The organism is Bacillus sp. GB_SG_008, assembly GCF_052038115.1.
Lineage (GTDB): Bacteria > Bacillota > Bacilli > Bacillales > Bacillaceae_G > Bacillus_A > Bacillus_A rhizoplanae.
Genome location: NZ_JBPZSK010000003.1, coordinates 375411 through 402188 on the forward strand (window position 1 = coordinate 375411; position 26778 = coordinate 402188).

24 protein-coding genes and 3 pseudogenes are annotated in these 26778 nt (G+C 35.2%); 5 read left to right on the top strand and 22 right to left on the bottom strand.

The genetic code is table 11. The features are described from left to right. Nucleotides 1–4: 4 nt before the first annotated feature. Nucleotides 5–304: a hypothetical protein gene (locus ACTDJC_RS09670; protein ID WP_440603244.1), complete on the top strand. Its 300-nt coding sequence runs from the start codon at nt 5–7 to the stop codon at nt 302–304. A gap of 26 nt (nt 305–330) precedes the next feature. On the opposite strand, the gene ACTDJC_RS09675 is transcribed toward ACTDJC_RS09670, so the two are convergent. After that, complete coding sequence (locus ACTDJC_RS09675; RefSeq protein WP_098309544.1) at nt 331–729, bottom strand: SseB family protein; 399 nt, start codon at nt 727–729, stop codon at nt 331–333. Nucleotides 730–1067: 338 nt separating this feature from the next. Here ACTDJC_RS09675 and ACTDJC_RS09680 point away from each other — a divergent pair, with 338 nt between their 5' ends. Beyond that, nucleotides 1068–1250 carry a DUF3913 family protein gene (locus ACTDJC_RS09680; RefSeq protein WP_098309545.1) on the top strand — a complete coding sequence of 61 codons (183 nt, stop codon included), beginning with the start codon at nt 1068–1070 and terminating at the stop codon, nt 1248–1250. 24 nt (nt 1251–1274) lie between these two features. On the opposite strand, the gene ACTDJC_RS09685 is transcribed toward ACTDJC_RS09680, so the two are convergent. From ACTDJC_RS09685 to pdxR, 3 genes and pseudogenes are all read right to left on the bottom strand, one after another. Further along, the gene (locus ACTDJC_RS09685; RefSeq protein WP_253631096.1) at nt 1275–2303 is read right to left on the bottom strand and encodes a CPBP family intramembrane glutamic endopeptidase; all 1029 of its coding nucleotides are present in this window, start codon (nt 2301–2303) and stop codon (nt 1275–1277) included. Between the two features lie 158 nt (nt 2304–2461). After that, nucleotides 2462–2590, bottom strand: a pseudogene (locus ACTDJC_RS09690) (ABC transporter permease); the annotation flags it as partial. Nucleotides 2591–2740: 150 nt separating this feature from the next. Further along, entirely contained in the window at nt 2741–4186 is a 1446-nt protein-coding gene (gene pdxR, locus ACTDJC_RS09695; protein ID WP_440603245.1) for a MocR-like pyridoxine biosynthesis transcription factor PdxR, read from the bottom strand. A gap of 253 nt (nt 4187–4439) precedes the next feature. Between pdxR and ACTDJC_RS09700 the strand changes: the two genes are divergently transcribed. Continuing rightward, nucleotides 4440–5351 (top strand): DMT family transporter, encoded by a 912-nt coding sequence (locus ACTDJC_RS09700; protein WP_440603246.1) that lies wholly within the window; start codon nt 4440–4442, stop codon nt 5349–5351. Nucleotides 5352–5677: 326 nt separating this feature from the next. Here the strand turns inward: ACTDJC_RS09700 and ACTDJC_RS09705 are convergent, their stop codons facing one another. The 16 genes and pseudogenes from ACTDJC_RS09705 to ACTDJC_RS09780 all read right to left on the bottom strand — a co-directional run bounded on the left by ACTDJC_RS09705 (nt 5678) and on the right by ACTDJC_RS09780 (nt 24616). Next, nucleotides 5678–6709, bottom strand: a complete 1032-nt coding sequence (locus ACTDJC_RS09705; RefSeq protein ID WP_440603247.1) for an alpha/beta hydrolase — start codon at nt 6707–6709, stop codon at nt 5678–5680. A gap of 499 nt (nt 6710–7208) precedes the next feature. Further along, nucleotides 7209–8426 carry an acyl-CoA dehydrogenase family protein gene (locus tag ACTDJC_RS09710; protein WP_098309548.1) on the bottom strand — a complete coding sequence of 406 codons (1218 nt, stop codon included), beginning with the start codon at nt 8424–8426 and terminating at the stop codon, nt 7209–7211. A 12-nt stretch (nt 8427–8438) separates the two neighbouring features. Then, nucleotides 8439–9626, bottom strand: a complete 1188-nt coding sequence (locus ACTDJC_RS09715; protein WP_440603248.1) for a CaiB/BaiF CoA transferase family protein — start codon at nt 9624–9626, stop codon at nt 8439–8441. A 100-nt stretch (nt 9627–9726) separates the two neighbouring features. After that, nucleotides 9727–11109 (bottom strand): putrescine aminotransferase, encoded by a 1383-nt coding sequence (locus tag ACTDJC_RS09720; protein WP_098309550.1) that lies wholly within the window; start codon nt 11107–11109, stop codon nt 9727–9729. Beyond that, nucleotides 11110–12603 (bottom strand): aldehyde dehydrogenase family protein, encoded by a 1494-nt coding sequence (locus tag ACTDJC_RS09725; RefSeq protein ID WP_098309551.1) that lies wholly within the window; start codon nt 12601–12603, stop codon nt 11110–11112. Between the two features lie 399 nt (nt 12604–13002). After that, nucleotides 13003–15132 carry a sigma 54-interacting transcriptional regulator gene (locus ACTDJC_RS09730; protein ID WP_440603249.1) on the bottom strand — a complete coding sequence of 710 codons (2130 nt, stop codon included), beginning with the start codon at nt 15130–15132 and terminating at the stop codon, nt 13003–13005. Nucleotides 15133–15275: 143 nt separating this feature from the next. Then, nucleotides 15276–15524 (bottom strand): hypothetical protein, encoded by a 249-nt coding sequence (locus tag ACTDJC_RS09735; RefSeq protein WP_429709183.1) that lies wholly within the window; start codon nt 15522–15524, stop codon nt 15276–15278. A gap of 108 nt (nt 15525–15632) precedes the next feature. Next, a complete protein-coding gene (locus ACTDJC_RS09740; RefSeq protein ID WP_440603250.1) occupies nt 15633–15923 on the bottom strand; it encodes an SAV0927 family protein in 291 nt (96 codons plus the stop codon). A 24-nt stretch (nt 15924–15947) separates the two neighbouring features. Continuing rightward, nucleotides 15948–17243 carry a Glu/Leu/Phe/Val family dehydrogenase gene (locus tag ACTDJC_RS09745; RefSeq protein ID WP_440603251.1) on the bottom strand — a complete coding sequence of 432 codons (1296 nt, stop codon included), beginning with the start codon at nt 17241–17243 and terminating at the stop codon, nt 15948–15950. Between the two features lie 370 nt (nt 17244–17613). Beyond that, nucleotides 17614–18963 carry an APC family permease gene (locus ACTDJC_RS09750; RefSeq protein ID WP_440603252.1) on the bottom strand — a complete coding sequence of 450 codons (1350 nt, stop codon included), beginning with the start codon at nt 18961–18963 and terminating at the stop codon, nt 17614–17616. A gap of 458 nt (nt 18964–19421) precedes the next feature. Further along, nucleotides 19422–20390, bottom strand: coding sequence for a class 1b ribonucleoside-diphosphate reductase subunit beta (gene nrdF, locus ACTDJC_RS09755; protein WP_440603253.1), 969 nt, complete (start codon nt 20388–20390; stop codon nt 19422–19424). Nucleotides 20391–20588: 198 nt separating this feature from the next. Continuing rightward, nucleotides 20589–21974: pseudogene (locus ACTDJC_RS09760) on the bottom strand (ribonucleoside-diphosphate reductase subunit alpha); the annotation flags it as partial. 330 nt (nt 21975–22304) lie between these two features. Continuing rightward, nucleotides 22305–23003: pseudogene (locus ACTDJC_RS09765) on the bottom strand (ribonucleotide reductase N-terminal alpha domain-containing protein); the annotation flags it as partial. After that, nucleotides 22990–23349, bottom strand: coding sequence for a class Ib ribonucleoside-diphosphate reductase assembly flavoprotein NrdI (gene nrdI, locus ACTDJC_RS09770; RefSeq protein ID WP_242217049.1), 360 nt, complete (start codon nt 23347–23349; stop codon nt 22990–22992). The pseudogene ACTDJC_RS09765 and the gene nrdI, both read right to left, overlap by 14 nt. A 606-nt stretch (nt 23350–23955) precedes the next feature. After that, nucleotides 23956–24273: a hypothetical protein gene (locus ACTDJC_RS09775; protein ID WP_440603254.1), complete on the bottom strand. Its 318-nt coding sequence runs from the start codon at nt 24271–24273 to the stop codon at nt 23956–23958. A gap of 148 nt (nt 24274–24421) precedes the next feature. Then, nucleotides 24422–24616 (bottom strand): abortive phage infection protein, encoded by a 195-nt coding sequence (locus tag ACTDJC_RS09780; protein WP_253629045.1) that lies wholly within the window; start codon nt 24614–24616, stop codon nt 24422–24424. A gap of 275 nt (nt 24617–24891) precedes the next feature. Here ACTDJC_RS09780 and ACTDJC_RS09785 point away from each other — a divergent pair, with 275 nt between their 5' ends. Further along, nucleotides 24892–25449, top strand: coding sequence for a GNAT family N-acetyltransferase (locus ACTDJC_RS09785; protein WP_440603255.1), 558 nt, complete (start codon nt 24892–24894; stop codon nt 25447–25449). Between the two features lie 70 nt (nt 25450–25519). On the opposite strand, the gene ACTDJC_RS09790 is transcribed toward ACTDJC_RS09785, so the two are convergent. Both ACTDJC_RS09790 and ACTDJC_RS09795 read right to left on the bottom strand, forming a co-directional pair. Next, a complete protein-coding gene (locus ACTDJC_RS09790) occupies nt 25520–26119 on the bottom strand; it encodes a histidine phosphatase family protein (RefSeq protein WP_253629043.1) in 600 nt (199 codons plus the stop codon). 58 nt (nt 26120–26177) lie between these two features. Continuing rightward, nucleotides 26178–26336, bottom strand: a complete 159-nt coding sequence (locus ACTDJC_RS09795; RefSeq protein ID WP_098309562.1) for a hypothetical protein — start codon at nt 26334–26336, stop codon at nt 26178–26180. A 251-nt stretch (nt 26337–26587) separates the two neighbouring features. Here ACTDJC_RS09795 and ACTDJC_RS09800 point away from each other — a divergent pair, with 251 nt between their 5' ends. Then, complete coding sequence (locus ACTDJC_RS09800) at nt 26588–26773, top strand: YkvS family protein (protein ID WP_098309563.1); 186 nt, start codon at nt 26588–26590, stop codon at nt 26771–26773. The last annotated feature ends 5 nt before the right edge of the window (nt 26774–26778 follow it).

Genomic DNA, 26778 nt, shown 5'->3' on the forward strand with positions numbered 1-26778 from the left:
AAATTTGTATAGAAATAATAAAGGAGAAGCTTTTTGCTTCTCCTTTTTCCATTCAGTTATTGTTGTTGTTATTGTTGTTATTTCTGTAATTCCAGTAATTCCAGTGATTCCAGCAACAGTTGTATTTGTTTTTGTTATTATTATTATTGTTGTTATTATTGTTGTTGTTATTATTGTTGTTATTATTGTCATTATTACGGTTTTTCCAATTGTATATGTTATCCCAGCAGCAGTTGTTGTTATTGTTGTTATTATCAGCCATCTATGTCCATCCCCCCTTGGTCAAGCTACTAATACTATATGACGCAAAGGAAAAATGGTAACGGTACTTTATAGATAATAATTAAAAATTCTTCTTGAAGCAATATCAGCAATTTCTGGAGGTGTAAATGTTTTATCAAGATCTGTACCAATGTTTAAGACTGCCGTTGCTTCAGCATCAATGTTCTCAAATAATTCTTTTCCACGAATCGTAATAACAGGCACATCTTCAGGCAGTACGGCTTGTAAAAATTCAAGCTGTGTAAAGAATGGTAAAATCCATCTTCCATCACCTTGGAAATAACGTAAATGCACTGTTCCTTGTGAATCTCCTTCTTCAATATCAACTGTCCCTGCAACATAAACGTATGTTGTTAACAATGTTTCGTAAAATTCTTTTTGTTTTTGTTTATCATGATCAGCTAATGCTAATAATGTTTCTAGTTTTTTTTCTGGAATATGTGCCATACGTTGCCACCCCTGTTTTCAAAATTATTGTAATGTAATTATACAAAATATTCTTATTTTTTTCTATAAAATTATTCTTTATTTTCTTACTATAATATTAAAGTGAAACTTTACTACAATCTTTATATAAGCAATTTAAAACTTCTTCAGCTGTAACAAGTGTTGCAGACTTATTGTGACGGTTCAGAAATGTCATTAACACCTAATATTAAACATGGCTTTCCCGAATGAAATTTTTTTTTGTTAAATTCATTCAAAAAATACGTAAAAACCCCTTACAAAAAGAATAAAAATGTATTATCATGTATTAAAATACAAAATAAGAAAGGGGCATCACGGTGAAAATTTGGTTTTACGAAAAAACAAAGACAATGGATGATTTGCTTGGTATCTGGGACAATGTTCCAACTATTCCGAGAATCGGTGAAAAAGTAGAAATTTTAAAGCAAGTACGTACTGTAACAGATATTAAATATATAAAAAACGGAAACAATTTCCACGTAGAAATACTTATTTACTAAAGAGAAAAGCTCTCCGTATTCCCTTTAGGAGAGCCTTTCTCTTTCATCTGCTTTTTTGATCACAATCATATCATCAACTAGTTCCACTTTTACGTAATCACGTTCTTCTAAACACAAATGATTGACAGCCTCATCAGGCAATTCGACAGCCATATAGCGCTCTGTTAATACAACTTGGCTATATGCGGCTTGCTGTGCAATCCAATTAGCTTGTTTTTCCTCTTGAATCACTCGTAGTGATGGCAATCCAACTTCTTTTACTGTGCGCCAATTGTTACGAATAAAGGGAACAAGCCATAATAAACTAATGATAATAATAGCTAAACCAATCCATAAATTACTTTGCGCTTGTAGATCAGCAATTTTCACTGTTTCTTGTGCACTACTACTATCACTAAATTGAATGATGCTAACAACACTATTGTTTAAAGCATGCACAATGATATTGGTCCATAAGCTTTTCGTCTTAATATATAACAGGCACATGATTACGCCAAATAAAAACGCACCAATCACATCTATATGCCCGAATCCAAAAATAAGTGAAGAAACGATAATAGCACGTTTCAGCCCCCATTTATACGCCATTCGATTTAAGAAAAAGCCTCGAAAAATCACTTCCTCCATAATTGGTGCAAATATACAAGCTGAAATTACACTAAAAATCTTTGTAAAAGTAGTGCTCATATCAATAACATTGCCATCATTTAATAAATCAACTAGAAAATCAGGAATCAGCTGAGCTAATATGTAAAACTGAATAAAAGACATACCAAATGCAAAAATCATTCCCATAGCCGTAGCAATCAAAATTAACGCCCATGGAATTGATGCTGGTTTATCAAAAAAACTTCTAAATACTGCGTTATGTTTTCTCATCTTATAAAATAACCAAAGTAATGGAAAAACAAAGAAAACCAATGTTTCTGAAACAAACTCAAATGAACTACTTTCAGCACCTATTATGCCTAATGGAAGATATGTAGCCACCGCACCTAAAATCATCCATCCAAAAAAACTGCGAAGTCGAATACGCGAAAATGCAAGATTAATAGAAAACACCTCCAACATGATATGTTTATATTATAGTATCAATATGCTGTAATCTCTTCTTTTATTTATCAATTTGTTTTTATCTCATCCGATAACCGCAGAAAATAAATTCCCGTTCTTGAAACGATGCACTTGAAGCAATAAGTAAAACAGCTAGAAGACAATACTACTGTAAGCCGCTTCCTTGGATAAATTAATAATTGTTTAATTGCCCTTTTAGGAAATTCTTCTGTAATTGTGTGAGGTGCTAACCCACTTCCAAAGATTGTTGTAAATGTAACAATCATTTACATGTTTTACTCCGCAAACATAATAAAGTCTTCCATTTTTATTTTACGTGGAGCGCATTTTTTATAATAACTACCCCTGTAATAGCCCCAAAATTCATCTTCTAACGATTTAATAAGGTTTTTCATATAAAAAAACAATATATAAAATTATATTAACCTCTTAACAATTTGAGAAATACGGTAAATTCCCTGTTTTATATCTGTCAAAGATGCATAAGAGTAGGAGAATCGCAAATATTGGTTGCATGCTGAGCTATATATATTTCCTGGATAAAATAATACGCCCTCGTCAAGCGCTGCTTCAAAAAGTTTTTGCATTGATATAGATGGAAGAATTTTTACCCAAATAAAAAAGCCCCCTTTAGGAATATTCCAGGTTGCAATTCCTCGTAAATATTTCTCTAATGCTTCTAACATTGTACGGAGACGAATAGTGAGGTTTACTCTAACCGTTTCAAGATGTTGAGTATATAAACCACTTGACAGCCATTCAGTAGCTGCCCATTGTGATAATGAACTGGACCCATAATCAATTTGCATTTTAATATCAGCTAAACGATCGATAACAGGCTCAGGACCAACAAGCCATCCTATTCTTAATCCAGGGCTCAATGTTTTAGAAAAACTACCAATATATAAAACTTGTCCATGTCTATCATTTGCTTTTAGTGGTAAAGGCGGAGCAGTATCGATCCATAATTCTCGATAAACATCATCTTCTATAATGGGAAGATTCTCTTTTTCGCATACTTGCAAAAGTTCTTTTCGTCTCTTCTCTGACATGACAATACCTGTTGGATTATGAAAAGAAGGAATTGTATATATAATCGACTGATTTCGTTGTTTTTTTGCAGCAATATTAGTTGGTATTAATCCTTGATTATCTACTGAAAGACTAGAAAATTTCATTCCTGCTGATTGAAAAATATGTAGAGAATACAAATAGGATGGTTCTTCAAGAAGAATAGTTGATCCTTGTCGTAAAAGTCCAACTGAAATGAGTTGCAGTGCTTGTAAAGCACCTGAAACAATTAAAATGGAGTCAGGAGAACAAGTTATCCCGATTGTACTTAAATATTTGCTTAATTCTTGACGTAATGGTAAAAGCCCTTTCGGCACTTCATATCCTAAAGAGTCAATACGGTTTATACAACGGTGCATAACCGTATTTAAATTTTCTACAGAAAATAATTCAGAAGAAAGCTCCCCTTTCCCTAATTGAATTATATTTAAATCTGAATCTGCTTTATTAATTTCTTGTACGATCGATTGATTCGGCTTATAAAACCCTGTTTTTACAAACTTATTCCAATCAGGAGGAGCAGTATTTGCTAGTAATGTCCATGTATTATTGACTACTTTTGTACTAGCACCCATTTTTCCTTCAATTAAACCTTCCGCTTTTAATTCTTCTAAAGCTGTAACAACTGTACTTCGATTTACTCCAAACCATTTAGCTAGCTCACGTTGTGTCGGAAGTTTGCTTCCTATTGGCCATTCCCCGCTCATAATTTTATTTTTTATATACACAACAACTTGTTGATACAACGGGAGGTGTGATGATTTACTTAACTTCCTATTTTCCTTCTCCATCAAAATCACCTACATTTGGTTGGTTTTTAAAACAATACAATTGGTTGAAGACATTTTACTAAATCCTTATTAACATAAAGTGAAACTTCCATCAGTGGTGACTTTTTTTCATCCCACATTAATGGAAAGCTCTCACCAATCGGGCGCATTCCCCCACCTATCTTCCTCACTTCTCTCTAAATCTTGAGGTGTGGGTCTTACTGCCCACGAATAGCGGGATAATAATCAATTAACATGATAAGGATGTGAAAATATGAAGAAACAATGGGATTTTCGAATCATAGCTGCTTATGGATCTACAATTTTTCTTTGGGCTTCCGCTTTTCCAGCCATACGAGTCGGATTAGAATCCTATAATCCTGAGCATTTAGTTTTGCTTCGCCTATTAATCGCTTCGCTAGCACTTATCTTCTTCGCTATATTGACTCGCATGCAACTACCAGAATGGAGGGATATCCCTATTATTCTCGTATTAGGTTTGCTAGGATTTACTGTTTACCATGTAGCCCTAAGTGCCGGAGAGGCAACTATTAACGCAGGTACCGCAAGCCTACTCGTTTCTACCTCTCCCATTTTTTCATCCATATTAGCTGCCTTATTTCTGCATGAACGATTTGGGCTTCGTGGTTGGATTGGATCTATTATTAGCTTTTGTGGTGTCGCTATTCTTTCATTAGGAAAAGATAGTCATTTTACGCTCAATAGCGAGGTTTTGTTAATTCTTCTAGCATCCTTTTCAGAAAGCATATACTTTGTATTTCAAAATCGATATTTAAATAAATACGGGTTTCTTGCATTTACTTCCTATACAATTTGGTCTGGTACATTTTTCATGCTTTTCTTTCTCCCAGGGTTAGGAGAAAGAATTATGCATTCATCTATAGAAACAACACTTAGTGTTGTCTATTTAGGTCTCTTTCCTACTATGATTCCTTATTTTGCTCTAGCTTATATCATATCACGTATAGGGACATCCGAAGCAACAACTTCTTTATACTTAACACCCGCTCTAGCAATTATTATTTCTTGGATATGGATTGGAGAAATTCCCACTGTTTTATCAATAATAGGAGGGATAATAACTATATTCGGCGTTATTATAACAAATATAAAAGTTGATAAAAAAGAAACCCAAATAATGAAATTTGATAAAAATATTATGTAAACTATAAAGTGCAACTTCCATCAGTGGGTGTTTTTCTTCATCCCCCACTGATGTAGCTTTGTAATAAAGTTTGATTAAATTAACGATATTAACCTTGATATGAGAACAAATCTAAAGAGCATGTTTTGAAAAAAGATTAATCAAAACATGCTCTTATTTAATGTGGCCGATTAACTTCTTTATACAAAAGTCTGATTATTTTTGGAACCCTTGTTGCACTATAACACCTGTTAGTTTAAGTACATTTGACACTAAATTGTTCCTAAAGTTAACCGATAGTCCTTAATTTGACCGGGCTTGAAATTATGAAATTAGCTCAATTGTATTTATTTTATAAATGTATCGCACATCCATTCATAAAATTTTTCTTTCTCTTCAAATTGTGGATAATGAGCTGATTTCTCAAAAGCTATAAATTCTTTTTTATCAGCTTCAATCATATCAAAATATTTTTTTGCTGCATTAGAGGAAGTCATATAGTCATATTTACCCATTACAAAATAGCATGGTAATTTAAGCTTTGTTACTAAAGTAGGCAATGGATTTTTTAATACTTCCTTTAACAAAATATGTTGAGAATAGGATAACCCATAGTTATAACGGATTACATCTAATAAGTTATACTCACTACTGAATAACATACCTATGTTATTACCATCGGGATTATCAATAAGTCTTGAACTTCCACCATATTTCATAACATAATTTCGTGGGGTAAACGTATCACCAGTTTTGATTTTTTCAGTTAACCCTTGTAAATATAAAACATCATCTTTATTGCCAGCATTTTGAGCCTGATTAATAGAATAGTTTAAACTGTCAATTTCGCTTTCTACTGTATCACTCATCTGTCCAATACCAATATATGCTTCATATTTTTCAGGAGCTTTATAGGCAGCTTGCGTTGCAATATATGTACCATAAGAATGACCAATTAGTATTACCTTTTCTTTGCCAAGACGTTTTGATATATAATCCGTCATAGCCAGTAAGTCCTTCACCAATAAATCTGATGAAAGATTAGAATAGTCCTCAAAAAAATGATATGATTTTCCACTAGCTCTTTGATCATAATTAACAACCGTAAAATTATTTTCTAATAAGTCTTGATATTTATGGGCATATGGTATTTCCGGACATCCAGGTCCTCCATGTACAAAAATAATAACTGGATTATCCTTATCTTTGCCACGTATCATAATTTCATGACTACTTCCATTTATCTCTACTTGTTCTAATGCACTTATACTGTTATCACCTTTTATATGCGAAGTCCATGTAGGGAAAAAAAGTGCTATGATTAGTAATATTATAATAATTACTCCGATAAATTTTATTAATTTCTTTATATTTTTCATATGACCCCTTTCTGCTTAATGTATTTATTTGTCTTGCTTAAAGTAAATTATTACTTTTATTCATAGAATCCCCTCCCTCTTTACTTTAACACGGTTGAAACAAATACAGGTTACATTATTTGTAAAATTATCCATTAACAATTAATAAAAAGAGATTACTGCTTTTTGAACAAACCTGCCCCGTTAGTTAAAAAGAAAATATTCTTAGACAAATAATTACCTAGGGAAAAAGCATCGTAACATTTTTATAAATGTCGCGAGTTTATTTTAAGCATCACATCTTTTTTACAAACATCGTGACTTTATTTCAAAAACACAACTGATGGTTAGTTGAACCAATCGGGCGCATGCCAGCAGTTATCTCCCACCTATCTTCTTTACTTTTCTCTGAATCTTAAGGTGGAGGTCTTACTGCCCGTAAATAGCGAGATAAATCTTACTTACCAAATAAAAAAAAGCTGTCTCCAAGAAGGAGATAGCCTTTTTCTTCATCTTAATTTTATTTCGTTACCATTTCTGCCTCATTTTCTTCAAAAGGCCACTTCGGTAACATGTTACGAAGCTCCTTATCAGAACGATATCCAAGTGCGTATTCCGCTTGCATAATCGTATGAATTTCACGTGTTCCTTCGTAAATAACTGGAGCTTTTGCATTTCGTAAATATCGTTCTACTGGGAATTCATTCGAATATCCATAGGCACCGTGCACCTGCACTGCATCATTTGCAGCTTCAAATGCAGCATCACAAGCAATCCATTTTGCTAAAGATGTTTCCTGTGTGTTACGTTTCCCTTCATTTTTTAACCATCCTGCTTTATAGACCAATAAACGTGATATTTCAAGATTCGCAGACATTTTCGCAATCATTTGCTGTACAAGCTGATGTTTTCCAATTTCTTTTCCAAATGTTTTACGCTCCTCACAATACTTTACACTCGCTTCTAAACTTGCTTGAATGAGCCCACACGCCCCTGCCGCTACTGTAAAACGACCATTGTCTAATGATGCCATTGCAATTTTAAATCCTTCTCCCTCTTCTCCAAGAAGATTTTCTACCGGCACTTTCACATCATCTAGAAATACTTCTCCTGTATTACCCGCTCTAATACCAAGCTTTCCTTTTATCGCTTTTGTCGATACCCCAGGAAATGTTCGTTCTACGATAAAACAAGAAATACCGCGGTGCTTTAATTCTGGATTTGTTTTTGCAAAAATTAAGAAGTGGTCTGCAACATCACATAAAGAAATCCATGTTTTAGATCCATTTAATACGTAGTAATCGCCTTGTTTTACCGCTGTTGTTTGCATAGCAACAACATCTGATCCTGCATTTGGTTCAGTTAAACCGAACGCCCCAATTTTTTCACCTTTCGCTTGTGGAACAAGGTACTTTTGTTTTTGTTCTTCTGTTCCCCATTGAAGAAGAGTCATGCTATTTAATCCCGTATGTACAGATACAGCTGTACGGAAAGCTGTGTCACCACGTTCTAATTCTTCACAAACAATAGCGAGCGTATTATAATCCATACCAACACCGCCATATTGCTCTGGAATACAAACGCCCATAAACTGTAACTCAGCTAAACGCTTCAAGATCTTTTCTTCAAAATGTCCTTTTTCATCCCATTCTTTAATGTATGGAATAATTTCATTATCTACAAATGATCTCACTACTTTTCTGACACTTTGTTGTTCTTCTGTTAAAGAAAAATTCATTTGTACTGCCTCCTATATCCATTGGTTTTTTTTCATTTCCGTAATGCTTTCCTGCGAATACCCCAGGTTTTTCAAAATCTGTTCTGTATGTTCCCCGTGAAGTGGCGGATGTTTCTGCATCCGTACTGGTGTCTTTGCAAGTTTTAATGGTGAACCTACAAGTGTAAGATTTTCAATAGTTGGATGTTCCATATGAATTGTCATATCTCTCGAAACTGCCTGCTCTGTTTCTAATGCTTCCTTCACGTTGAGAATTGGTCCATTTGGAATCCCTGCTTCATCCAAAAGCTGTTTCCAGTCCTCTTTCTTTTTCTTTTTCATTTCTTTTGCAATAATATCTACAAGTTCTTCCCTATGCAAAAGACGATTTGCATTTGTTTTATAGCGATCTAAACGAGATAAATCTTGTCTACCAAGTAACAAACAAAACTTATGAAACTGTTCATCATTTCCAACTGCAACAACAAGATCTCCATCCTCCGCCTGAAATACTTGATACGGAACAATATTCGGATGCTGGTTTCCAAGTCTCTCTGGCAATTCTCCTGTACACAAATAATTGCTTGCTACATTTACTAATGCCGCTAATTGTGAATCAAATAAAGAAATATCAATTTCTTGCCCTTCTCCTGTTCTATTTCGGTGCTGCAAAGCGGCTAAAATCCCAATACACGTAAAAAGGCCTGTCAGCACATCTGCAATCGCAACTCCTACTTTTGCAGGCTCTTCATCCTTTCCTCCTGTTATACTCATAAGCCCACTCATCGCTTGAATCATATAATCATAACCAGGAAGATGTGAAGCAGGACCATTTTGGCCAAAACCGCTAATAGAAGCTAGAATAATATCTTCCTTCACCTCTTGTAACACTTCATAACCAAGTCCCATTCTCTCAAGTGTTCCAGGCTTGAAATTTTGTACAACGATATCAGCATGAGAAACAAGTTTTTTCAAAACATCCTTTCCCATTTGTGATTTTAAATTTAATGTAAGCGACTCTTTATTACGATTCGCACAAAGAAAGTAAGCGCTTTCTCCTTCTACGAAAGGCGGTCCCCATCCTCTCGTATCATCGCCATTTCCAGTATTCTCAATTTTTATTACCTCCGCTCCCAAATCACCGAGAATCATCGTACAAAAAGGACCGGCAAGAACCCGAGATAAATCAATAATTTTGATTCCGTGTAATGCTCCCTCCAACCCCTTCTCCTCCTATAGTAAAAACCAGTAAAACCAATTAGAGCGAACATAAGCATGGTGGTTTTACTGGTTTGTTTTTACACATTATTGTATGGAATGATTATTGTACTTTTACTTGTGCTAACACTGATTCGAAAGTATTGATTACCATATCTACTTCTTCATAACTAATTGTAAGAGACGGTTCAATACGAATTGTTTTTGAATTAATTAACGTTCCTGCAACAAGGATGCCTCGGTCAAACATTGCCTTCGATACCTCATAACCAATTTCATCTTTATGGAATTCGATACCAATCATTAAACCTTGACCACGAATTTCAAATACTTTGTCTTCGTGTCCTTCCGCAGCCCTTTTCAGCCCGTTTAAGAAATACTCCCCAACTTCCGCAGCTCGTTCTGGTAATTTGTCTTCCAATAATACATGGATTGTTGCAATTGCAGCAGCACATGCAAGTGGATTTCCACCAAATGTTGTTGTATGCATGAATGGGTTCTCAAACCAACTTTTAAATACTTTTTCTTTGGCAACAATTGCACCTGCTGGCATTACACCACCGCCAAATGCCTTCGCAAGACAAATAATATCTGGTACTACATCATATAATTCTGCAGCAAACATTTTCCCTGTACGTCCCATTCCAGTTTGCACTTCATCAAAAATGAGTAGTGATCCAAATTCATCACAGAGTTCTCTTACTTGTTTTAAATAATTTTCTGGAGGTAAAATAATACCGCCTTCTCCTTGAATTGGTTCTAAAATAACAGCTGCAACATCTTCCCCTACTAATGCACATGTTTCAAATGTTTTTCTCATCATCTCGATATCGCCAAATGGAACGTGACGGAAACCTGGAATTAATGGTAAAAATGGTTTACGGAACATTCCTTTTGCTGTTCCAGATAAAGATCCAAGACTCTTACCGTGGAAGGCACGTGTTGTTGAAATGAAAGTTGTTCGTTCACTATACATTTTTGCTAGTTTTAATGCCGCCTCCACACTTTCTGTACCACTATTCGTAAAGAAAGCATATTTCAAATCACCAGGTGTAATATCTGCTAAAATCTTTGCAAGAATCGCACGAAGTGGATCTAGTAAATCCTGACTATGCAATGCTTGACGCTTTAATTGATCCGTTACAGCTTTTACCACTTTCGGATTACGGTGTCCAACATTATAAATCCCGAATCCACCTAAACAATCAATATACTTTTTACCATTGATATCCATAAAACAAGATCCTTCATCAGACCATTCTACTGCTGCAAATTGCCCATCTTTTGTTACTGTTTTTCTATATGCAAGAAAACCAGGATTGACATGCTCTCTAAATCCATCTACTGTTTCTTTTTGAATCCAGTTAGCCTCTTCTTCGGAGACCTTTTCTTTTTCAATTAATTGCAGTACTTTCGTAATATAATCATTTACATTTGAATTGTTTACATCCTGCTCATTGAATTTACTTTCTACATTCGTCACCATTTATTTCACTCCTATAGTCTTTTTATTTGCAAACCACCCAATTGGTTCTACTTCTAGATTTATATTAATCTGCTTAATTTCTTGGAATTCTTCTAAACCAAACGTTCCTAAACTACGACCGATACCACTTTGCTTATATCCGCCCCAAGGCGCCTCGTTGTATGTTGGATGATAACTATTAATCCACGTAATCCCTGCGCGAAGCTTGCGGATTACGCGCATCGCTTTTGCGCCATCAACTGTAAATACACCTCCAGCTAAACCGTAATCTGTACCGTTTGCTAGCTCAATTGCTTCCTGTTCATCCTTAAACTTTTGGATAACTACAACAGGACCAAAAATTTCTTCCTGCACAATACGCATATCAGGTTTTACATTGACAAAGACTGTTGGTTCAATAAAGAAACCATCACCTTTTCCATCCGTTGTAATACGATTTCCTCCGCAAGCAATTTCTGCTCCTTCGTCTTTCCCAATCTCAATATAGCGTAATACTTTTTCCATATGCTCTTGACTTACAAGTGGTCCCATCTCTGATTCTGGGTTATCACCAGGTCCAACATTAATTTGCTTTGCACGTTCTACGAAACGAGTAACAAATTTATCGTAAACGCTTTCTTGTACAAGAATTCTTGATCCTGCTGAACACACTTGTCCAGTACCCGCATAAATACCAAACAACGCATAATCGACCGCTGTTTCAAAATCTGCATCTGCAAAAATAATATTTGGAGATTTTCCGCCAAGTTCTAGCGAAATCTTTTTCATATTATCTGCCGCTGTTCTCATAATGTGCTTTCCCGTTTTCGTTCCACCTGTAAAAGAAACCATATCCACTTTACCGCTCGCTGCAATTTCATTTCCTACTGTTGGTCCGGCACCCATTACCATATTTGCAACACCTTTTGGTAATTCTATTTCCTCAAAAATTTCAAATAACTTCGTTGCAGTGATTGGTGTAACCTCAGACGGTTTAAATACAATCGTATTTCCAGCCGCTAAAGCAGGTGCAATTTTCCATACACTCATTAATAACGGATAATTCCAAGGAACAATTAATCCACAAACACCAACTGGTTCTCTGACTACCATAGCTTGCATTGGATCAGCTACATGATATGTTTGTCCATCTGGTTTTGTAATAAGCCCGGCATAATAACGGAAGCAAGCTGCCGCATCCCCAATATCACCTTCTGCCTCGCGATGTGTTTTTCCATTATCCATTGTTTCAAGACGTGTAAGTTCTTCCTTATTTTTATCAATTTCATCTGCTATTTTAAATAAATAAGATGCTCTTTCAGCAGCGGATGTTTCTGACCAAATTCCGCTATCAAAAGTCGCTCTTGCCACTTCTATTGCTTCTTTTGCATCCTCGATCGTTCCTTCAGGCGCATATGCGATAACCTTGCCATTCGCAGGGTTAATAATAGGTCGTTTCTCTTGATTACTAGACTCTCTCCATTCACCATTTAGATACATTTTTAAATCTAGCATTATATATAATCCCCCTTTGTCGATCGTTCATATATTATATAAGCAATAATTGTGCCAACATTTAAAACACCAAGTAATCATACAAAAACTGACTATTTCTTCAAATAAAGTTCAACTAATCGGGATTTTACTGCCCGTTAATGCGGGATAGAACATACGAACTTATGCATTTTTGCATAGGTTATTACATTTTGCATAATTACAACAAAAATAAAGTGAAACTTCCTTTTGGAGCGCTCTTCTCCAAAAGGTTAGTTGAACCAATCGGGCTTTTACGGGCAGTTATCCCCCACCTATCTTCTTCGCTTCTCTCTCAATCTTGAGGTAGGGGGCTTACTGCCCGTTAATGCGGGATAACAAAGAGAAAGGAGTAGTCCATGTAAACTTCCCCTTTCTCTTTTAGAAATATGAAATTGTATCAACTGCTATTTCCTTTTCATTCATGATTTTTTGATATTTACGACTAACCGAAGATTGACTAATTCCAAGAGCTTTTGCGGCCTTCGTCGTTGTTTTATACTGCTTCATCGCAAGTAAGATTAATTGCTCTTCTACAGAATGTAATGCTTCTTGTAATGGTAAGACTCTTGTAATAACTGGCTTTGATTTTTTAAAGTCATAACCAAGGGTTAAAAATTTGCTAACAAATTCAGCTTCAATAACTGGATCATCTGCTGAGACTACTAAACGTTCAATCATATTTTGTAATTCTCGTACATTTCCAGGCCATGAATAAAATTCTAGTAAATTCATTGCATCTGGAGTTAAATGGTAGTTTTTATTATATTTTTCATTTAATTGTTGTAAGAAATGAAATGCGAGTACTGGAACATCTTCCATTCGTTCCCTTAACGGGGGAACATGCAGTGGAATTACATTTAAGCGATAAAATAAATCTTCACGGAACGTACCAGCTTCCACCATTTTTTCGAGACTTTTATTTGTGGCCGCAATAATTTGAACGTTTATTTTCGTAGGTACTGTGCTTCCGATTGGAATTACTTCTTGCTCCTGTAACACCCTAAGTAATTTCACTTGCAAATGTAAAGGCATTTCTCCAATCTCATCCAAAAATAAAATTCCTTGATCCGCTCGCTTAAAATATCCTTCTTTTCCATTTTTATCAGCACCGGTAAAAGCACCTTTTGTATATCCGAACAGTTCACTTTCCAATAATGATTCTGGAATTGCACCGCAATTTAATTTTAAAAACGGCTTTGAAGATCGATTTCCCAGTTGATGAATTGCTTGAGCAATTACTTCTTTTCCAACACCCGATTCTCCAGAAATAAGAACATTAGAAGAAAAATCAGCTATTTTTTTAGCTTGATTAATAATTTGTTCCATTTTCGGACTACAATAAATAAGTTTCTTAAGAAAACGATCTTTATTTTTATAATTGTCCAATTCCTTCTTATATTGTTCAGATATCTTTTTCATCTCATGCAATTCCGTCTTTAATCTCGTTGCCTCTGTAATGTCCCTTGATGCAATAATAATACGATGCAGTTCACCGGTTTCACTAAACACAGGGTTTCCAACCGCTAATATTTTTCTACCACTTTTTGTTTCTTGTACAATCGATACCTTTTTCTTTTGTTCGAGTACCAAACGAGTAACAGATGGACTAAATAAACCTTTTCGCTCTAAATCTAAAAGATTTTTCCCTAAAAGATCCTTTAAATCTCCTCCCCAGAAATCATTGATAATGGTTTCACTATAACGAATTAATTCCCCTTTAGGATTAACTACTAATATTTCATCATAAATACTAGATAAGATTGCGTTTAAATCTTTATTTAAATCCTTTATATATTCAATTTCCATGGCCATTTCCTCAACCATTGGTAAATCTTGTACAATAATAACCATTCCTTCAATGCTTTGATCGAGACTAGGAATCGGACTGTAATCAACTAATACTCCCATCTCGTTTGTTATTTGTAACTGATTTAAAATCGTTTTTCCCGTTGCATATACATTGTTAATATGTTCCTCATTAAAAATCTGTTCTGCTGGTACGTTCAGTACTTTTTCAGAAGTAGACTTAATCATCTTTAAACCAGATTCATTACAATTTACAATTTTCTTTTCCCTGTCTACCACAAAAATCCCCATAGGAATAGACATTAAAATGATTTTTAGTATATCTACACTTTTATTTTCTTGCTTAAATAATTCTGCAAAAACATCCTCTCTTCTTATGTATCCTTTTAACTCTCCTATTTCATTTTTCACAATCGCAATAGGCGCCCCAATAATTTGAAAGAGAGCTGTTAAGGAAATAATTTTACTAAGGTGACAAATTGTATCTAGTGAAACAGCATTTGAAAGTAATGCTTGGGCAGTTAATTCCGCATTTCTTGATAGCAGATCCTTTACATGGACGTATGCAAATAATTGATCATCCCTTTTTAAAAACAGAAAAGGTTCTGTTATATTTTTAACATCTATATTCCATTCCTTTTCAGGTTGATCAATAGGTAGAGAAACAATCTGTCTAATTTTTTTATGAGCAATGGAAAACATTCCGCTACCCCTCCTTTGAACTACTTAACTTGTATTGTATCACTAAAAATAGATTTTTTTAATTAATCCGATAATAAACTTTTTTCCTTTAATTTATTAAAAAAAGGAAGATGAATACTTCCATCTTCCTTTTTGTTCTCTAATTAATCACTACCACTAATTAAAATATCTTCTTGAATATAAGCTAATACCATCCCTGGAATTACCTTATCTCCTGCTTCTACTTCTAAAGATTGTACTTCTCCACTACATCCCATTTTAATTACTTCCAGCTGCCCATTCATATCTTTAATAGCAAACAGTGGTTCCCATTCGTAAATTCGGGAGTCCTTATCAATAGACACTTTTTCAACCGTTCCATAGCACGGGCTCGTAACGATCTCATAAAACAAAATGAATCATTCCCTTCTTTTATTCTATTAATATTGTTCTGCCAATGTTCGTGACTGAGGAATCATATGGAAAAAATTCCGAAAATCTCATTCCCTTCTTTTATTCTATTAATATTGTTCTGCCAATGTTTGTGACTGAAGAACCATATGGAAAAAATTTCGAAAATCTTCTACATCTTCTCCTTCAATCCCTAAATTAGGTGCCCAATATTGTTCCTGTTCAATATCTTCTTGACTTAATAGAATCATTCTTCCATTCTGAATAGAAGTAACCATTGCTTTTCCCAAAAATTGCTGTGAATACGTAACGGCAATATCATATCGATGACAATTTGACACGATACAATAATAACCGATTGGTTGTCTTTCAATTTCTTCTAATAAAATATCAAGCTTCATTTTATTCCTCCCTTTGTTAAAAGGTTAAAAATGCAACCAACCTCTTAGGCGCGATGCCTCTACAATCTTACGAACTCCCTCTATATAAGCAGCAATTTTCATATTTACTCCAAAATGTTTTGAAGTATTGAATACATCAGAAAAGCTAGATGTGATTTTCTCCTTTAAGCATTGGTCGACATATTGCTCTGTCCAATAATACCCTTGGTTATTTTGACACCATTCAAAATAAGAAACAATAACACCTCCAGCGTTTGCTAGAATATCTGGAACAACCAAAATGTCTTTCTCCTCTAACATTGTGATCGCCTCTTTTGTTGTCGGACCATTTGCGGCCTCAATTACAATCTTACATCCAAGCCTTTCTGCATTATGTTTCGTAATCACTCCTCCAATTGCTGCTGGAATGAGTACATCACATTCTTTTTCTAACAGCTCTTGGTTAGAGATCGTTTTACTAAAGAGGTTTGATACTACTCCAAACGAATCTCGATTTTCTAGTAAATAAGGAACATCCAAACCATCTGGGTTGTAAATGCCACCTAAAGCATCAGATACTCCTACCACTTTCACATCAATATCATATAAATATTTTGCTAAATAACTTCCAACGTTTCCAAACCCTTGAATGATTACTCGCATATTTTGGAGTGGAATATGTTTCAGCTCACTCACTAACTGAAGTGTATAGAATACTCCTTTAGAAGTAGCTGTTTCCCGCCCTTGTGATCCTCCTAGCATCAATGGTTTTCCAGTTATAAAGCCTGGGGAATCAAATTCTCTAATATGATCATATTCATCTAGCATCCAAGCCATAATTTGAGCATTTGTATACATATCAGGAGCTGGAATATCTTTAGTAGGCCCAACAATTTGGCTCACTGCTCTTACATAACCGCGACTAAGTAACTCTAGTTCCCTAGAACTCATCTCCTGCGGATTACAAATAATCCCGCCCTTTGCCCCTCCATATGGAAGACCCGTTACTCCACATTTCAAGCTCATCCAACCAGCAAGTGCTTTTACTTCCTCAGCTGTAACATCTGGATGAAACCGGATACCACCTTTTGTTGGCCCTGCTGCATCATTATGCTGGGCACGATACCCTTGAAATACTTTTGTTCTTCCATCATCCATTCGAACAGGAATGCTTACTTCTAAAAAGCGCATTGGCTTTTTAAGAAATTCAAATACTTCCTCTGGATAATGTAAAATCTGGAGCGCCTCTTGTAATATAGACTGAAATTCCTCTAAAGGATTTTCAACCTCAACTTTTCCCTGTATAGATTGAGTTGTATTTTTTTCTGATTGAATTGCCACGATAACACCTCATTTATATATTTTTACTAGTTTTATAAAGCAATAAGCGTGCCAAGTAAAAATATAATGTTTATCCCGCATTAACGGGCAGTAAGACCCCCACCTCAAGATTGAAAGAGAAGCGAGGAAGATAGGTGGGAGATAACTGCCCGTAAAAGCCCGATTGGTTCAACTAACCATCAGTGGGGAACGAAAAACCCCCCACTGATGGAAGTTTCACTTTATATTCCCTTTTCAGCCTTCTCTCTGGCACTGATTTACAAATTTTCTCTCTTTCTTTATGAATTGTTGAATGACTTATGCAATATTGCATGATTTTAAAATCCCCAAAATAAAAAACATCGGAAAAATTCCGATGTCTTTTGTTATTTTACATTTCCTGTACTTCTTCAAAATGCATTTGCGGCGGAGCTGATCGAAACATGTTCGTAACATATAAAAGGTAACCAATTCCAATGGCAGCCCAGCTAAGTCCAAGAATAAGCGAATTAACATTGAGGTTAAACCATAACACAGCTACTGTACCTGCACCTAAAATAGGCAGAACTAAGAAATTAAAAAAGTCTTTTACTGTTTTATATCTTTTTTTCTTTATAACATAGTAAGCGATTACAGATAAATTAACAAATGTAAATGCAATAAGCGCTCCGAAGTTAATAAGAGATGCTGCTGTTTCTAGATCGATAAATATAGCGGAAAGTGAAATAATTCCTACAATAATAATGTTATATACGGGAGTTCGCAAGCGAGGATGAATGTATCCGAATATCTTCTCCGGGATTACATTATCTCGCCCCATTACGTATAGTAATCGCGACACACTTGTATGAGAAGCTAAACCTGATGCCAATGTTCCCATAAATGTCCCTACTAAAAAGAATGTTTGAAATAATTTTCCTCCAACGAATAGCGCAATTTCTGGTGCCGCTGATTCTTGATCTTTAAATACGGATGCATCTGGGAAAAAGGATTGTGTGAAGTACGTAGTAACAATAAATAAAATTCCACCAATTAAAGCGGTAAGAAAAATAGCCCTAGGAATTGTCTTCTTCGCGTTTGGTGTTTCTTCCGAAAATGTAGTTACCGCATCGAAACCTAAAAATGAAAAGCAAAGAATTGTGGCCCCCACAACTAACGATGATATGTGTATATCTGATTGAAAAAACGGCTGAATGGAAAAAACTTCTCCAGTTCCTTCTCCTGCTATCAATCCTTTTATAACAAGAAATACAAACACAACCATTACTAATATTTGAAACACTACTAAGAATGTATTGAAATTAGCAGTAACATTAACACTAACAATATTTACCAGTGAAATCAGTAGGACAAATCCAACAACCCATAACCAAGAAGGAACACCTGGAAAAAGTGCGGACATATAAATCCTCGTTAATAGCGCATTTACCATTGGTAAAAACAAATAATCCAATAACGCTGACCATCCAACAAGAAATCCAAGCCTTGCACTAATTGTCTTCTGGGTATAAGTATAAGCAGATCCCGCAGTCGGAAAAACCTTTACCATTTTGCCGTAGCTTGCAGCTGTAAATAACATTCCTGCTAATGCAATAAGATAAGCTCCTGGAACATGCCCGCCTGTTTTTTCAGAAACGATTCCAAATGTATCAAACCCCACCATCGGCGTCATATACCCGACACCTAGCATGACAATTGACCAAAGTCCTAATGAACGTTTTAAACCAACTTCTTTTCCCACCTATCATTCCTCCTACTTTCTCTATCTAATTTCCATGTAAAGTTTGATAATTAAACAGAAAACGCTTTCAATAAACCGTGTATATTATATATCGCATTCCAAAACCCCTCCTTTTATTTTTTAAATATTCATGCAATTTTTGAGCCAAAATTTTCTTGTTCAAAAAATTGAGAGGATAAGCCAATTTTCACGCTTCAAAGATACAACAGGTGAGATTATTTTCTTTACATTTTTTGTTGGTTTTTTATTCATTTTGACATAACTTATTCAGTCTCTCATACCACTACATACACGTGAAGTGAAACTTTAATCAGTCGAAAAATAACAAATTTATCAAGAAATAAAGTGAAACTTCCGTCAGTGGGGGTCTTACTGCCCGCGAATAGCGGGATAATAACATTATGTAAAGCCAAAAAAGCTGCCTTTATATGAAAGACAGCTTTTTTCAATCCTATCTATTAAAAATCAAATACGAAATCATCATCTGATAATTTTTCAACATTTGTTGCTTTTACATAACCATTCCCTTTTACAGAGAAGAAATCATGGTTTTTCGTATCTGTACGTAAACCGTTTAATACAATTGGGTTAATTTCTTCTTCTTCAAAGTGTGGTTCTAATCCTAAGTTCATAAGCCCTTTATTTGCATTGTAACGAACAAAACGATTCACATCTTCCACAAGACCAATAGATGTATAAATTTCTTCTGTGTATGCTGTTTCAATTTCATACAGTTCCACTAATAAATCCATCGTTTCTTTTTGTACTTCTTGTTGTTCTTCAGCAGAAAGCTCTGCAAAAACTTGCTGTGCTAAAATACCGACGAATACGCCGTGGATGGACTCATCCCTGATTATCAAGTTGATAATTTCACCACTCGCCGTTAATTTTCCTTGCCCTGCTAAATACAACGGATAGAAGAATCCACTATAGAACAAGTAACTTTCTAAGAACACACTTGCTACCATTGCCATGTATAGTTCTTTTTTCGTTACTTGAGGTTTTAATAGACGGCGGTAGTAATTTGTAACAATTCCTGCTTTTTTCACAAGTAACGGATGAGTATCTACCCATTCAAAAATCTCATCAATTTCTTCTTCACTTGCCAATGTCGTAAAAATGTGACTGTAGCTCTTCGCATGTACTTCTTCCATTGCTCCCATGAAAGCTAATACACTTTTTGCCTGTAAGTTCTCAAGATGTACAAGAATAAGAGGCATTCCCTCGCCGCCTTGCTTCGTATCAAGGAGCGTTAAACCACCTAGTACGCGCTTATACGCTTGTTGTTCTTCCTTTGATAACTGCACCCATGTATTTTTGTCAGAAGAAACTGCGATCTCCTCTTCTGTCCAAAACTGAGCGATGTTTTGCTTCCAAAACATTAAACTAAAATCGTCTTCTTTCTTGTTCCAGTTTACCGCGCGCATTGAATCGCCCCTTCTTTATATTGTTACATTGTCCTAACGTACGGTAAAATTTCCATTTCATAATGAAAATCTAACCGTGCGTTAGAACGTAAATTTAATAACTAAGCATGAGCAGGGTGTTTCTGCCCCTGCTCATGATGATACTTTATAGTAAATACTACTTGTACAATTTGTTTCTTCTCTTTCAAAAGCAACTCATCATACCGTGCAAGCTACACACTCTTCGACACTTAACTTGCGTGTTCTTGTGTAATACAAGCTCTTTAATCCTTTTTTATGAGCATAAATATAGTAACGTGCTAATTCACGTGTAGAAATATCACTATTTACATAAAGAATTGTACTAATCCCTTGGTCAATATGTTCTTGAATTTCTGCGATTAAATCAATCAATTTAAACTGATTCATATCGTAAGAAGATTTATAATACCAGAACGTATCTTTTGATAAATACGGCATTGGATAATATGTCGTTGCATTCGCATACGTTCTTGATTCAATTTGACTTACGATCGGCATTACAGATGAAGTCGCATTTTGAACGTAACTGATTGATTGTGTCGGAGCAATAGCTAATCGATATGAGTTATATAAACCATGCTTCTGCACTTGTTCTTTTAAGTTTGTCCAGTCTTCTTTTGTTGGAATGTGGATTCCTTCGAATAACTGTTGTACTTTCTCAGTTACTGGACTGTAATCTGTTGTTTCATACTTCTCAAAGTATGTTCCTTTGGCATAATCTGATTTATCGAAGTCTTTAAATGTTTCGCCTTTCTCTTTCGCAATTTCCATACTCTTTTCGATAGAGTAGTAATTAAGCATCATAAAGAATGTACGAGCAAATTCTTTCGCTTCTGCGCTTTCATAAGCGATTTTATTTTTCGCTAAATAACCGTGTAAGTTCATCGCTCCAAGACCAACAGAATGAAGTTCATCATTTGCTTTTTTCACAGTCGGTGCGTTCGGAATAATTGTCATATCAGAAACAGCTGTTAAAGCTTCCATACCTGCATGAACTGCTTCACGCATTTCTTTATTCTCCATCACGTTCACGATATTTAATGATCCTAAGTTACAGTTAATGTCACGGCGGATAATGTCATCTGTACCATAGTCATTAATTTCAGATGTTTCTTGTAACTGGAAGATTTCTGTGCAGAGGTTCGACATCTTCACAGTTCCAATATCCTTTAACGGATGCTGTTTATTTGCATTTGATTTAAACATTAAGTAAGGGTAACCAGACTCAAGCTGAATCATTGCAATTTTAATGAGCATATCGCGTGCGCTAATATCAAGTGGTTTCTTTTTGATATTCGGATTGCTCATCAGTTCATCATACATTTCATCAATATCGATATCATCTAAATGTTTTCCGTACTCTTTATACACTGTATAAGGTGCGAAAACATGGAATGGTTCATTTTTCTCAGCAAGCTCAAAAAACTTACTTGGAACGATAACTCCGATTGAAAGAGATTGAATACGGCTCTTCTCGTCGGCATTTATTTTTTTTGTATCGAGGAACTCAATAATATCCCAATGGAAAATATTTAAATATACCGCTCCGGCACCTTTTCTTTGCATATTGTTACTCCACACACTTAAAACGTATGGGGGATAGCCATTTCTGCTACCCTCTCTATATCGCTATAGAGTTCAGACCATATCTTCTTCTCAATATATACACCCTTTAAATTTGGTTTGAGAAGCCAGGTTCGAGCTATACAGTCACCTACATAGCTACTTGGTCGTTGAACCTTCTCCTTATCTAACAGACTTAGGAGCTCGGCTGCTGATTTCCTGCAATCTTGGATTTTTAGGGGGCGCTACGTAATTTCTCCGTAGTATCCTACCTCGATATACTCAGGCGTTCCAGCAATTGACCCGGTTTTATAGTTGAGCCATAAGTTAACCCAACTGATTCGCATACGAAAACGAATCTTCAAGTAATTTCATAACTGGTACAACACCGCTTGCCGCGTTCTCGATACCTTTAATTTGTTCACCGCGCGCGCGCAGCTTGCTCAAGTTAAGCGCTACACCGCCGCCGATTTTTGATAACTGCATCGCTGTATTAATATTAAATCCAATTGAGTTTAAGCTATCATCCATCTCTAACAAGAAACAAGACACCATTTCTCCTCTTCTGCTTCTTCCCGCATTTAAAAAGGTTGGTGTCGCTGGTTGATAGTTTTGTTTTACAATCATACTTGCGAATTGCTTTGCTTTCTCGACGTTTCCTCGTCCTAAGTATAACGATACGATTGCTACGCGATCTGGATAGCTTTCTAAGTATCGTTTTTGATCATTCGTTTTTAACGCATAATCTTTATAAAACTTAGATGCTGCCATATAAGATTGAAACTCGAAGTTTTCGCCATATGTGATATCATATACAGCTTCTATCTCGTCCATCTTATATTCGCTTAACACATCATAGTAGTAATCGTTCTCCAACATATACTTGATGCGTTCTGCCACGCTATCAAAATGAACGGTATTCTCTTTCGCCTCTTCCATAAAGGCTGCTAATGCTTCTTTATCTTTGTGCAGCTGATAGAATCCGTCCTGCATTTGCGTAAGCTCATTATTCAATTCAATGTGTCGCAATCTCCAGCACCCTCTCTTTAAAAAATTCTACATCTTTATTTGTTCCAGATAACTCAAATTTCGATACAATCGGCACCTCATATCTCGTTGCAATCTTGTCTGCGCTTGCCCCAAACATATCTCCCCAATTGCGATTCCCGCTTGCAGATACTCCTTTTAAGCGTTCGTGATTACGTTCTAAAAATTTCAAAACACGTTCCGGTACATTTCCAAAACCTGTTGTATACGTAATAAGGACAAATTCTTCATCTAATACGAGATTTTCATTAATTTGAACGGCCGGCATATTTAATTTGTGGATGAAACGCTTCACGTTTCCTGTCATAGAATCATATGCAACTAACATCTCCGACCCCCCTCTTACATCTTTTCACATCATGTTCGTTCGTGATGAATTCTCCATATATTGTATTACTTTTTAAAAAAGGACACAAGATATATGTATAATTTCTTTTTATTTTAAAATTTATTTTTTCGACAAAAAAGGCCGATCTTTTTACAATACAAAGAATATGAAACAACATTCTAAAACGCATGTCAATAAAGTGTATTTCAAAAAAGTTGTCAACGGATTTACCTACATTTCCAAAAAAGTTAACAGTATAACATTGTCAAAAAAAGAAACATACCTCCGAAATCTATCGGTCATTTGTCATAAAAAAACGAACAGTTTCCTTATTAGAAACTGTTCGAAACCGGTTACACATTTTCTATATGATGCACCTCTTACTTTTTTTAAAAGAGGCAGTTACATTCAAATAAGAGATTTTCTTTTTAATATTCATTACTAAAAAACTCACAATCTATCCTTTTTTTGTATATTTCTGGGTCATTCACAACAAAAAGAAGAAAAATAATGAAATGACATTCTATTTACTGATGCTATGAAAAAGAAAAATGCGCAACATATTGTAAATATATGTACGCGCAAAAAAAACACAAAAAACGACTCCTATTCATTATTTTTTACGTACACAATGTCCTTCACAAATATATGATAGAAATTTTCATCTTTACATTGCATCGTAAAAATAGGTGATTCGTCATCGAAATACGCAATCGTACCTTTAACTTTTTGAATAGAATTTTGAAGTTTAGCTGCTACAAGTACAGTTTGTTCTTGTTCATATGCTGTTCTTAGTTGTTGAATGATCTCCTTGATTCGCTTTCGCTTTTCAGGAAACATAACCATCCCAACAAATTTTCTTCCTTTCTCATCTTTCCAAAAATAATCCCAATGCGGAAGTATTCCTTGCTTAAACTCTCCCATATAAGCTTCCCTCCTTATCTTTATCTCACCCTTTTTGGCAGTTATCGCATACCTATCTTCTTTAGGTAGACAATAACTTTCAAAAAAAGAATTTACTTGTTTTAATTAGCAAACAAATACATTAGCGTTTAAGTAGCAGGTAATTGACTTACGAACGAGGCATTTCCATATATGTATAGATAATTTCTCCCCCGCCCTGTGCGTTACCGCGAAAATGTTTAAAATCTTGGCGTTCTACTAAAACTTCACGAAACGTATAAAAGACTTCTTTTGTTACAACATATTCTTCTATTTCTTTATTTTTAAGTTGATCTAAGATCATATTTACTTGTTGTTTATCCATGCCAATCACCTCTCTGTAGTATTTTATCCCGCTATTCGTGGGCAGTAAGACCCCCTCCTCAAGATTTAGAGAGAAGCGAGGAAGATAGGTGGGGACAACTGCCCGTAAAAGCCCGATTGGTTCAACTAACCATCAGTGGGGCTGAAAAAAACCTACTGATGGAAGTTTCACTTTATCTCACGACTACTTCTGAATATATCCTTCTAATATAGCAAATCATTTCTTATCATGCTAACTCTTATGATACAATAAAACGGACAACCAGGAGGGATAACATGATTCGGAAAGCAAAACAAACAGATACTAAAGCAATATCTCCTTTATTGTACAACGCACTGCATGAAGTTGCTGAAAAATTAACAGGTAGTACAACTGAAACCGAAGTTCTAGAAGGTTTAGAGTATTGGTTTACAAAAAAACAAAACCGACTCAGTTATGAAAATTGTTTCGTTGAAGAGCGTAATGGAAATGCAGTTGGTGTTATTGTAACCTACCACGGAAGTGAAGCAACAAAGCTAGATGCCCCAATTGTAAAACGATTACGAAAAGTGAAACAAGATTCTTCTATTATATTAGAAAAAGAAGCCGAAGAAGATGAATATTATATTGATACCTTGTCTGTTTCATCCACACATGGTGGACAAGGTATTGGTTCAAATTTAATCCTTGCAGCTGAAACACACGCTCGAGAAAAAGGACATAAAAAAATTTCATTGTTAGTAAACTTAGAAAATAAGCCTGCATTTTCTCTCTATAAAAAGCTTGGTTATAAACAAGATAACACAATTACGCTCGTAGGCGAACCATATGCTCATTTAATTAAGCGTGTATAATACAAAGGCACAATCATGAAATAATGATTGTGCCTTTGTATTATACACGAGGCATTACGCCTATTTTGCTTCATGTATACGTTACAAATACATTTCCTTCTCTTACTTCGTGAAAAGTATAAATTGTACACCCCCACGGTTTCGTCTGAAACAGCAGCGGTCCATGCCATCCTCGAGCACGCAGCTCCTTACCAATCATCGTATTAAAATAACTATGTCCAATAAGAGCAACTCGCTGATATACATTTGCATATCCGATCAATACATCCGCTGCTTGCTTCGCTCTTTTTTGTACTTCTAAGTATGATTCAACATTCTTCGAATAACCGACCATCCAAAATGCGCGACCTAAAAACATCCATACATTCGGTTTATATTTCATCCATCTTGGTACAGGTAAAATAGAAGGAATAGCAGCTTCGCGAAAAAGTGGATTCTGAATAAAAGTAATATTGTTAGTCAACATTGTTGCTGATTGAACAGCTCTTTTTTGATCACTTGCCACTATAAACTTGGAGGCTTCAATCACTTCGAGCGTTTTACTTGGAATGTCTGTGTCTCTCATAATATCTTCATCTTCATATCTTTGCAGCCATTCTTGAAATTCTCGTACTGTAATCGCTTTTTTGTGAACACTAGAGCGTCCATGACTTATGAAAGAAATTTGCATCTTTCTCACTCTCCGTTCAACATGCTTCACATTATATTATTACAAATCCATACAGGTCTCATTCAGTGCTCCCATCTTCATGACTAGAAAAAGAAGATACACTATCAACTCCCTCATAGTATATGTATGTTTCATGTTCTCGAATCATTTTTAATTTCGTATATGCAAACAGAAATAAAAGAATAGCTATCAAGCTCCCCACAATCTCAAGTGCCATTTTATCGCCCCCCGTTTCATTATACTCCCATATACTCATGTTACAATTATGAATATGAGTTTCTTACATACATGTTACAATTATGAATATGAGTTTCCTACTATGAATTTCTTGTGAAAAATTAGTATTTTTTTCAAAAAATTTTCATGGAAACATTTACAAAAGATGAAATATCGTTCAAAATAAAGAAAAATACAAAAAGAACGAATCTTGTTCTCTTTTTCGTAAAAATGTAACAAGGAGAGTTGCTTATGAAAATCGCAGAAGCTGGAGATATCATTGAATTCAAAGACGGTTTACAAGGGCGAGTTCAAAAAGTAAATAAAAACTCTGTTATTGTAGATATAACAATTATGGATAATTTTAGAGAGTTAGATATGGAACCGCTTACTGTTGTCAATCATAAAAACTATACAATTATTACGCAACATGCATAGAATAC

What these genes read in the sequence shown, in the direction of transcription:
- ACTDJC_RS09675 (WP_098309544.1), bottom strand. Translation starts at nt 729, where the DNA reads ATGGCACATATTCCAGAAAAAAAACTAGAAACATTATTAGCATTAGCT.
- pdxR (WP_440603245.1), bottom strand. Translation starts at nt 4,186, where the DNA reads ATGGAGAAGGAAAATAGGAAGTTAAGTAAATCATCACACCTCCCGTTG.
- ACTDJC_RS09700 (WP_440603246.1), top strand. Translation starts at nt 4,440, where the DNA reads ATGAAGAAACAATGGGATTTTCGAATCATAGCTGCTTATGGATCTACA.
- ACTDJC_RS09705 (WP_440603247.1), bottom strand. Translation starts at nt 6,709, where the DNA reads ATGAAAAATATAAAGAAATTAATAAAATTTATCGGAGTAATTATTATA.
- ACTDJC_RS09710 (WP_098309548.1), bottom strand. Translation starts at nt 8,426, where the DNA reads ATGAATTTTTCTTTAACAGAAGAACAACAAAGTGTCAGAAAAGTAGTG.
- ACTDJC_RS09720 (WP_098309550.1), bottom strand. Translation starts at nt 11,109, where the DNA reads ATGGTGACGAATGTAGAAAGTAAATTCAATGAGCAGGATGTAAACAAT.
- ACTDJC_RS09725 (WP_098309551.1), bottom strand. Translation starts at nt 12,603, where the DNA reads ATGCTAGATTTAAAAATGTATCTAAATGGTGAATGGAGAGAGTCTAGT.
- ACTDJC_RS09730 (WP_440603249.1), bottom strand. Translation starts at nt 15,132, where the DNA reads ATGTTTTCCATTGCTCATAAAAAAATTAGACAGATTGTTTCTCTACCT.
- ACTDJC_RS09740 (WP_440603250.1), bottom strand. Translation starts at nt 15,923, where the DNA reads ATGAAGCTTGATATTTTATTAGAAGAAATTGAAAGACAACCAATCGGT.
- nrdF (WP_440603253.1), bottom strand. Translation starts at nt 20,390, where the DNA reads ATGCGCGCGGTAAACTGGAACAAGAAAGAAGACGATTTTAGTTTAATG.
- nrdI (WP_242217049.1), bottom strand. Translation starts at nt 23,349, where the DNA reads ATGTTAGTTGCATATGATTCTATGACAGGAAACGTGAAGCGTTTCATC.
- ACTDJC_RS09775 (WP_440603254.1), bottom strand. Translation starts at nt 24,273, where the DNA reads ATGGGAGAGTTTAAGCAAGGAATACTTCCGCATTGGGATTATTTTTGG.
- ACTDJC_RS09780 (WP_253629045.1), bottom strand. Translation starts at nt 24,616, where the DNA reads ATGGATAAACAACAAGTAAATATGATCTTAGATCAACTTAAAAATAAA.
- ACTDJC_RS09785 (WP_440603255.1), top strand. Translation starts at nt 24,892, where the DNA reads ATGATTCGGAAAGCAAAACAAACAGATACTAAAGCAATATCTCCTTTA.
- ACTDJC_RS09790 (WP_253629043.1), bottom strand. Translation starts at nt 26,119, where the DNA reads ATGCAAATTTCTTTCATAAGTCATGGACGCTCTAGTGTTCACAAAAAA.
- ACTDJC_RS09795 (WP_098309562.1), bottom strand. Translation starts at nt 26,336, where the DNA reads ATGGCACTTGAGATTGTGGGGAGCTTGATAGCTATTCTTTTATTTCTG.
- ACTDJC_RS09800 (WP_098309563.1), top strand. Translation starts at nt 26,588, where the DNA reads ATGAAAATCGCAGAAGCTGGAGATATCATTGAATTCAAAGACGGTTTA.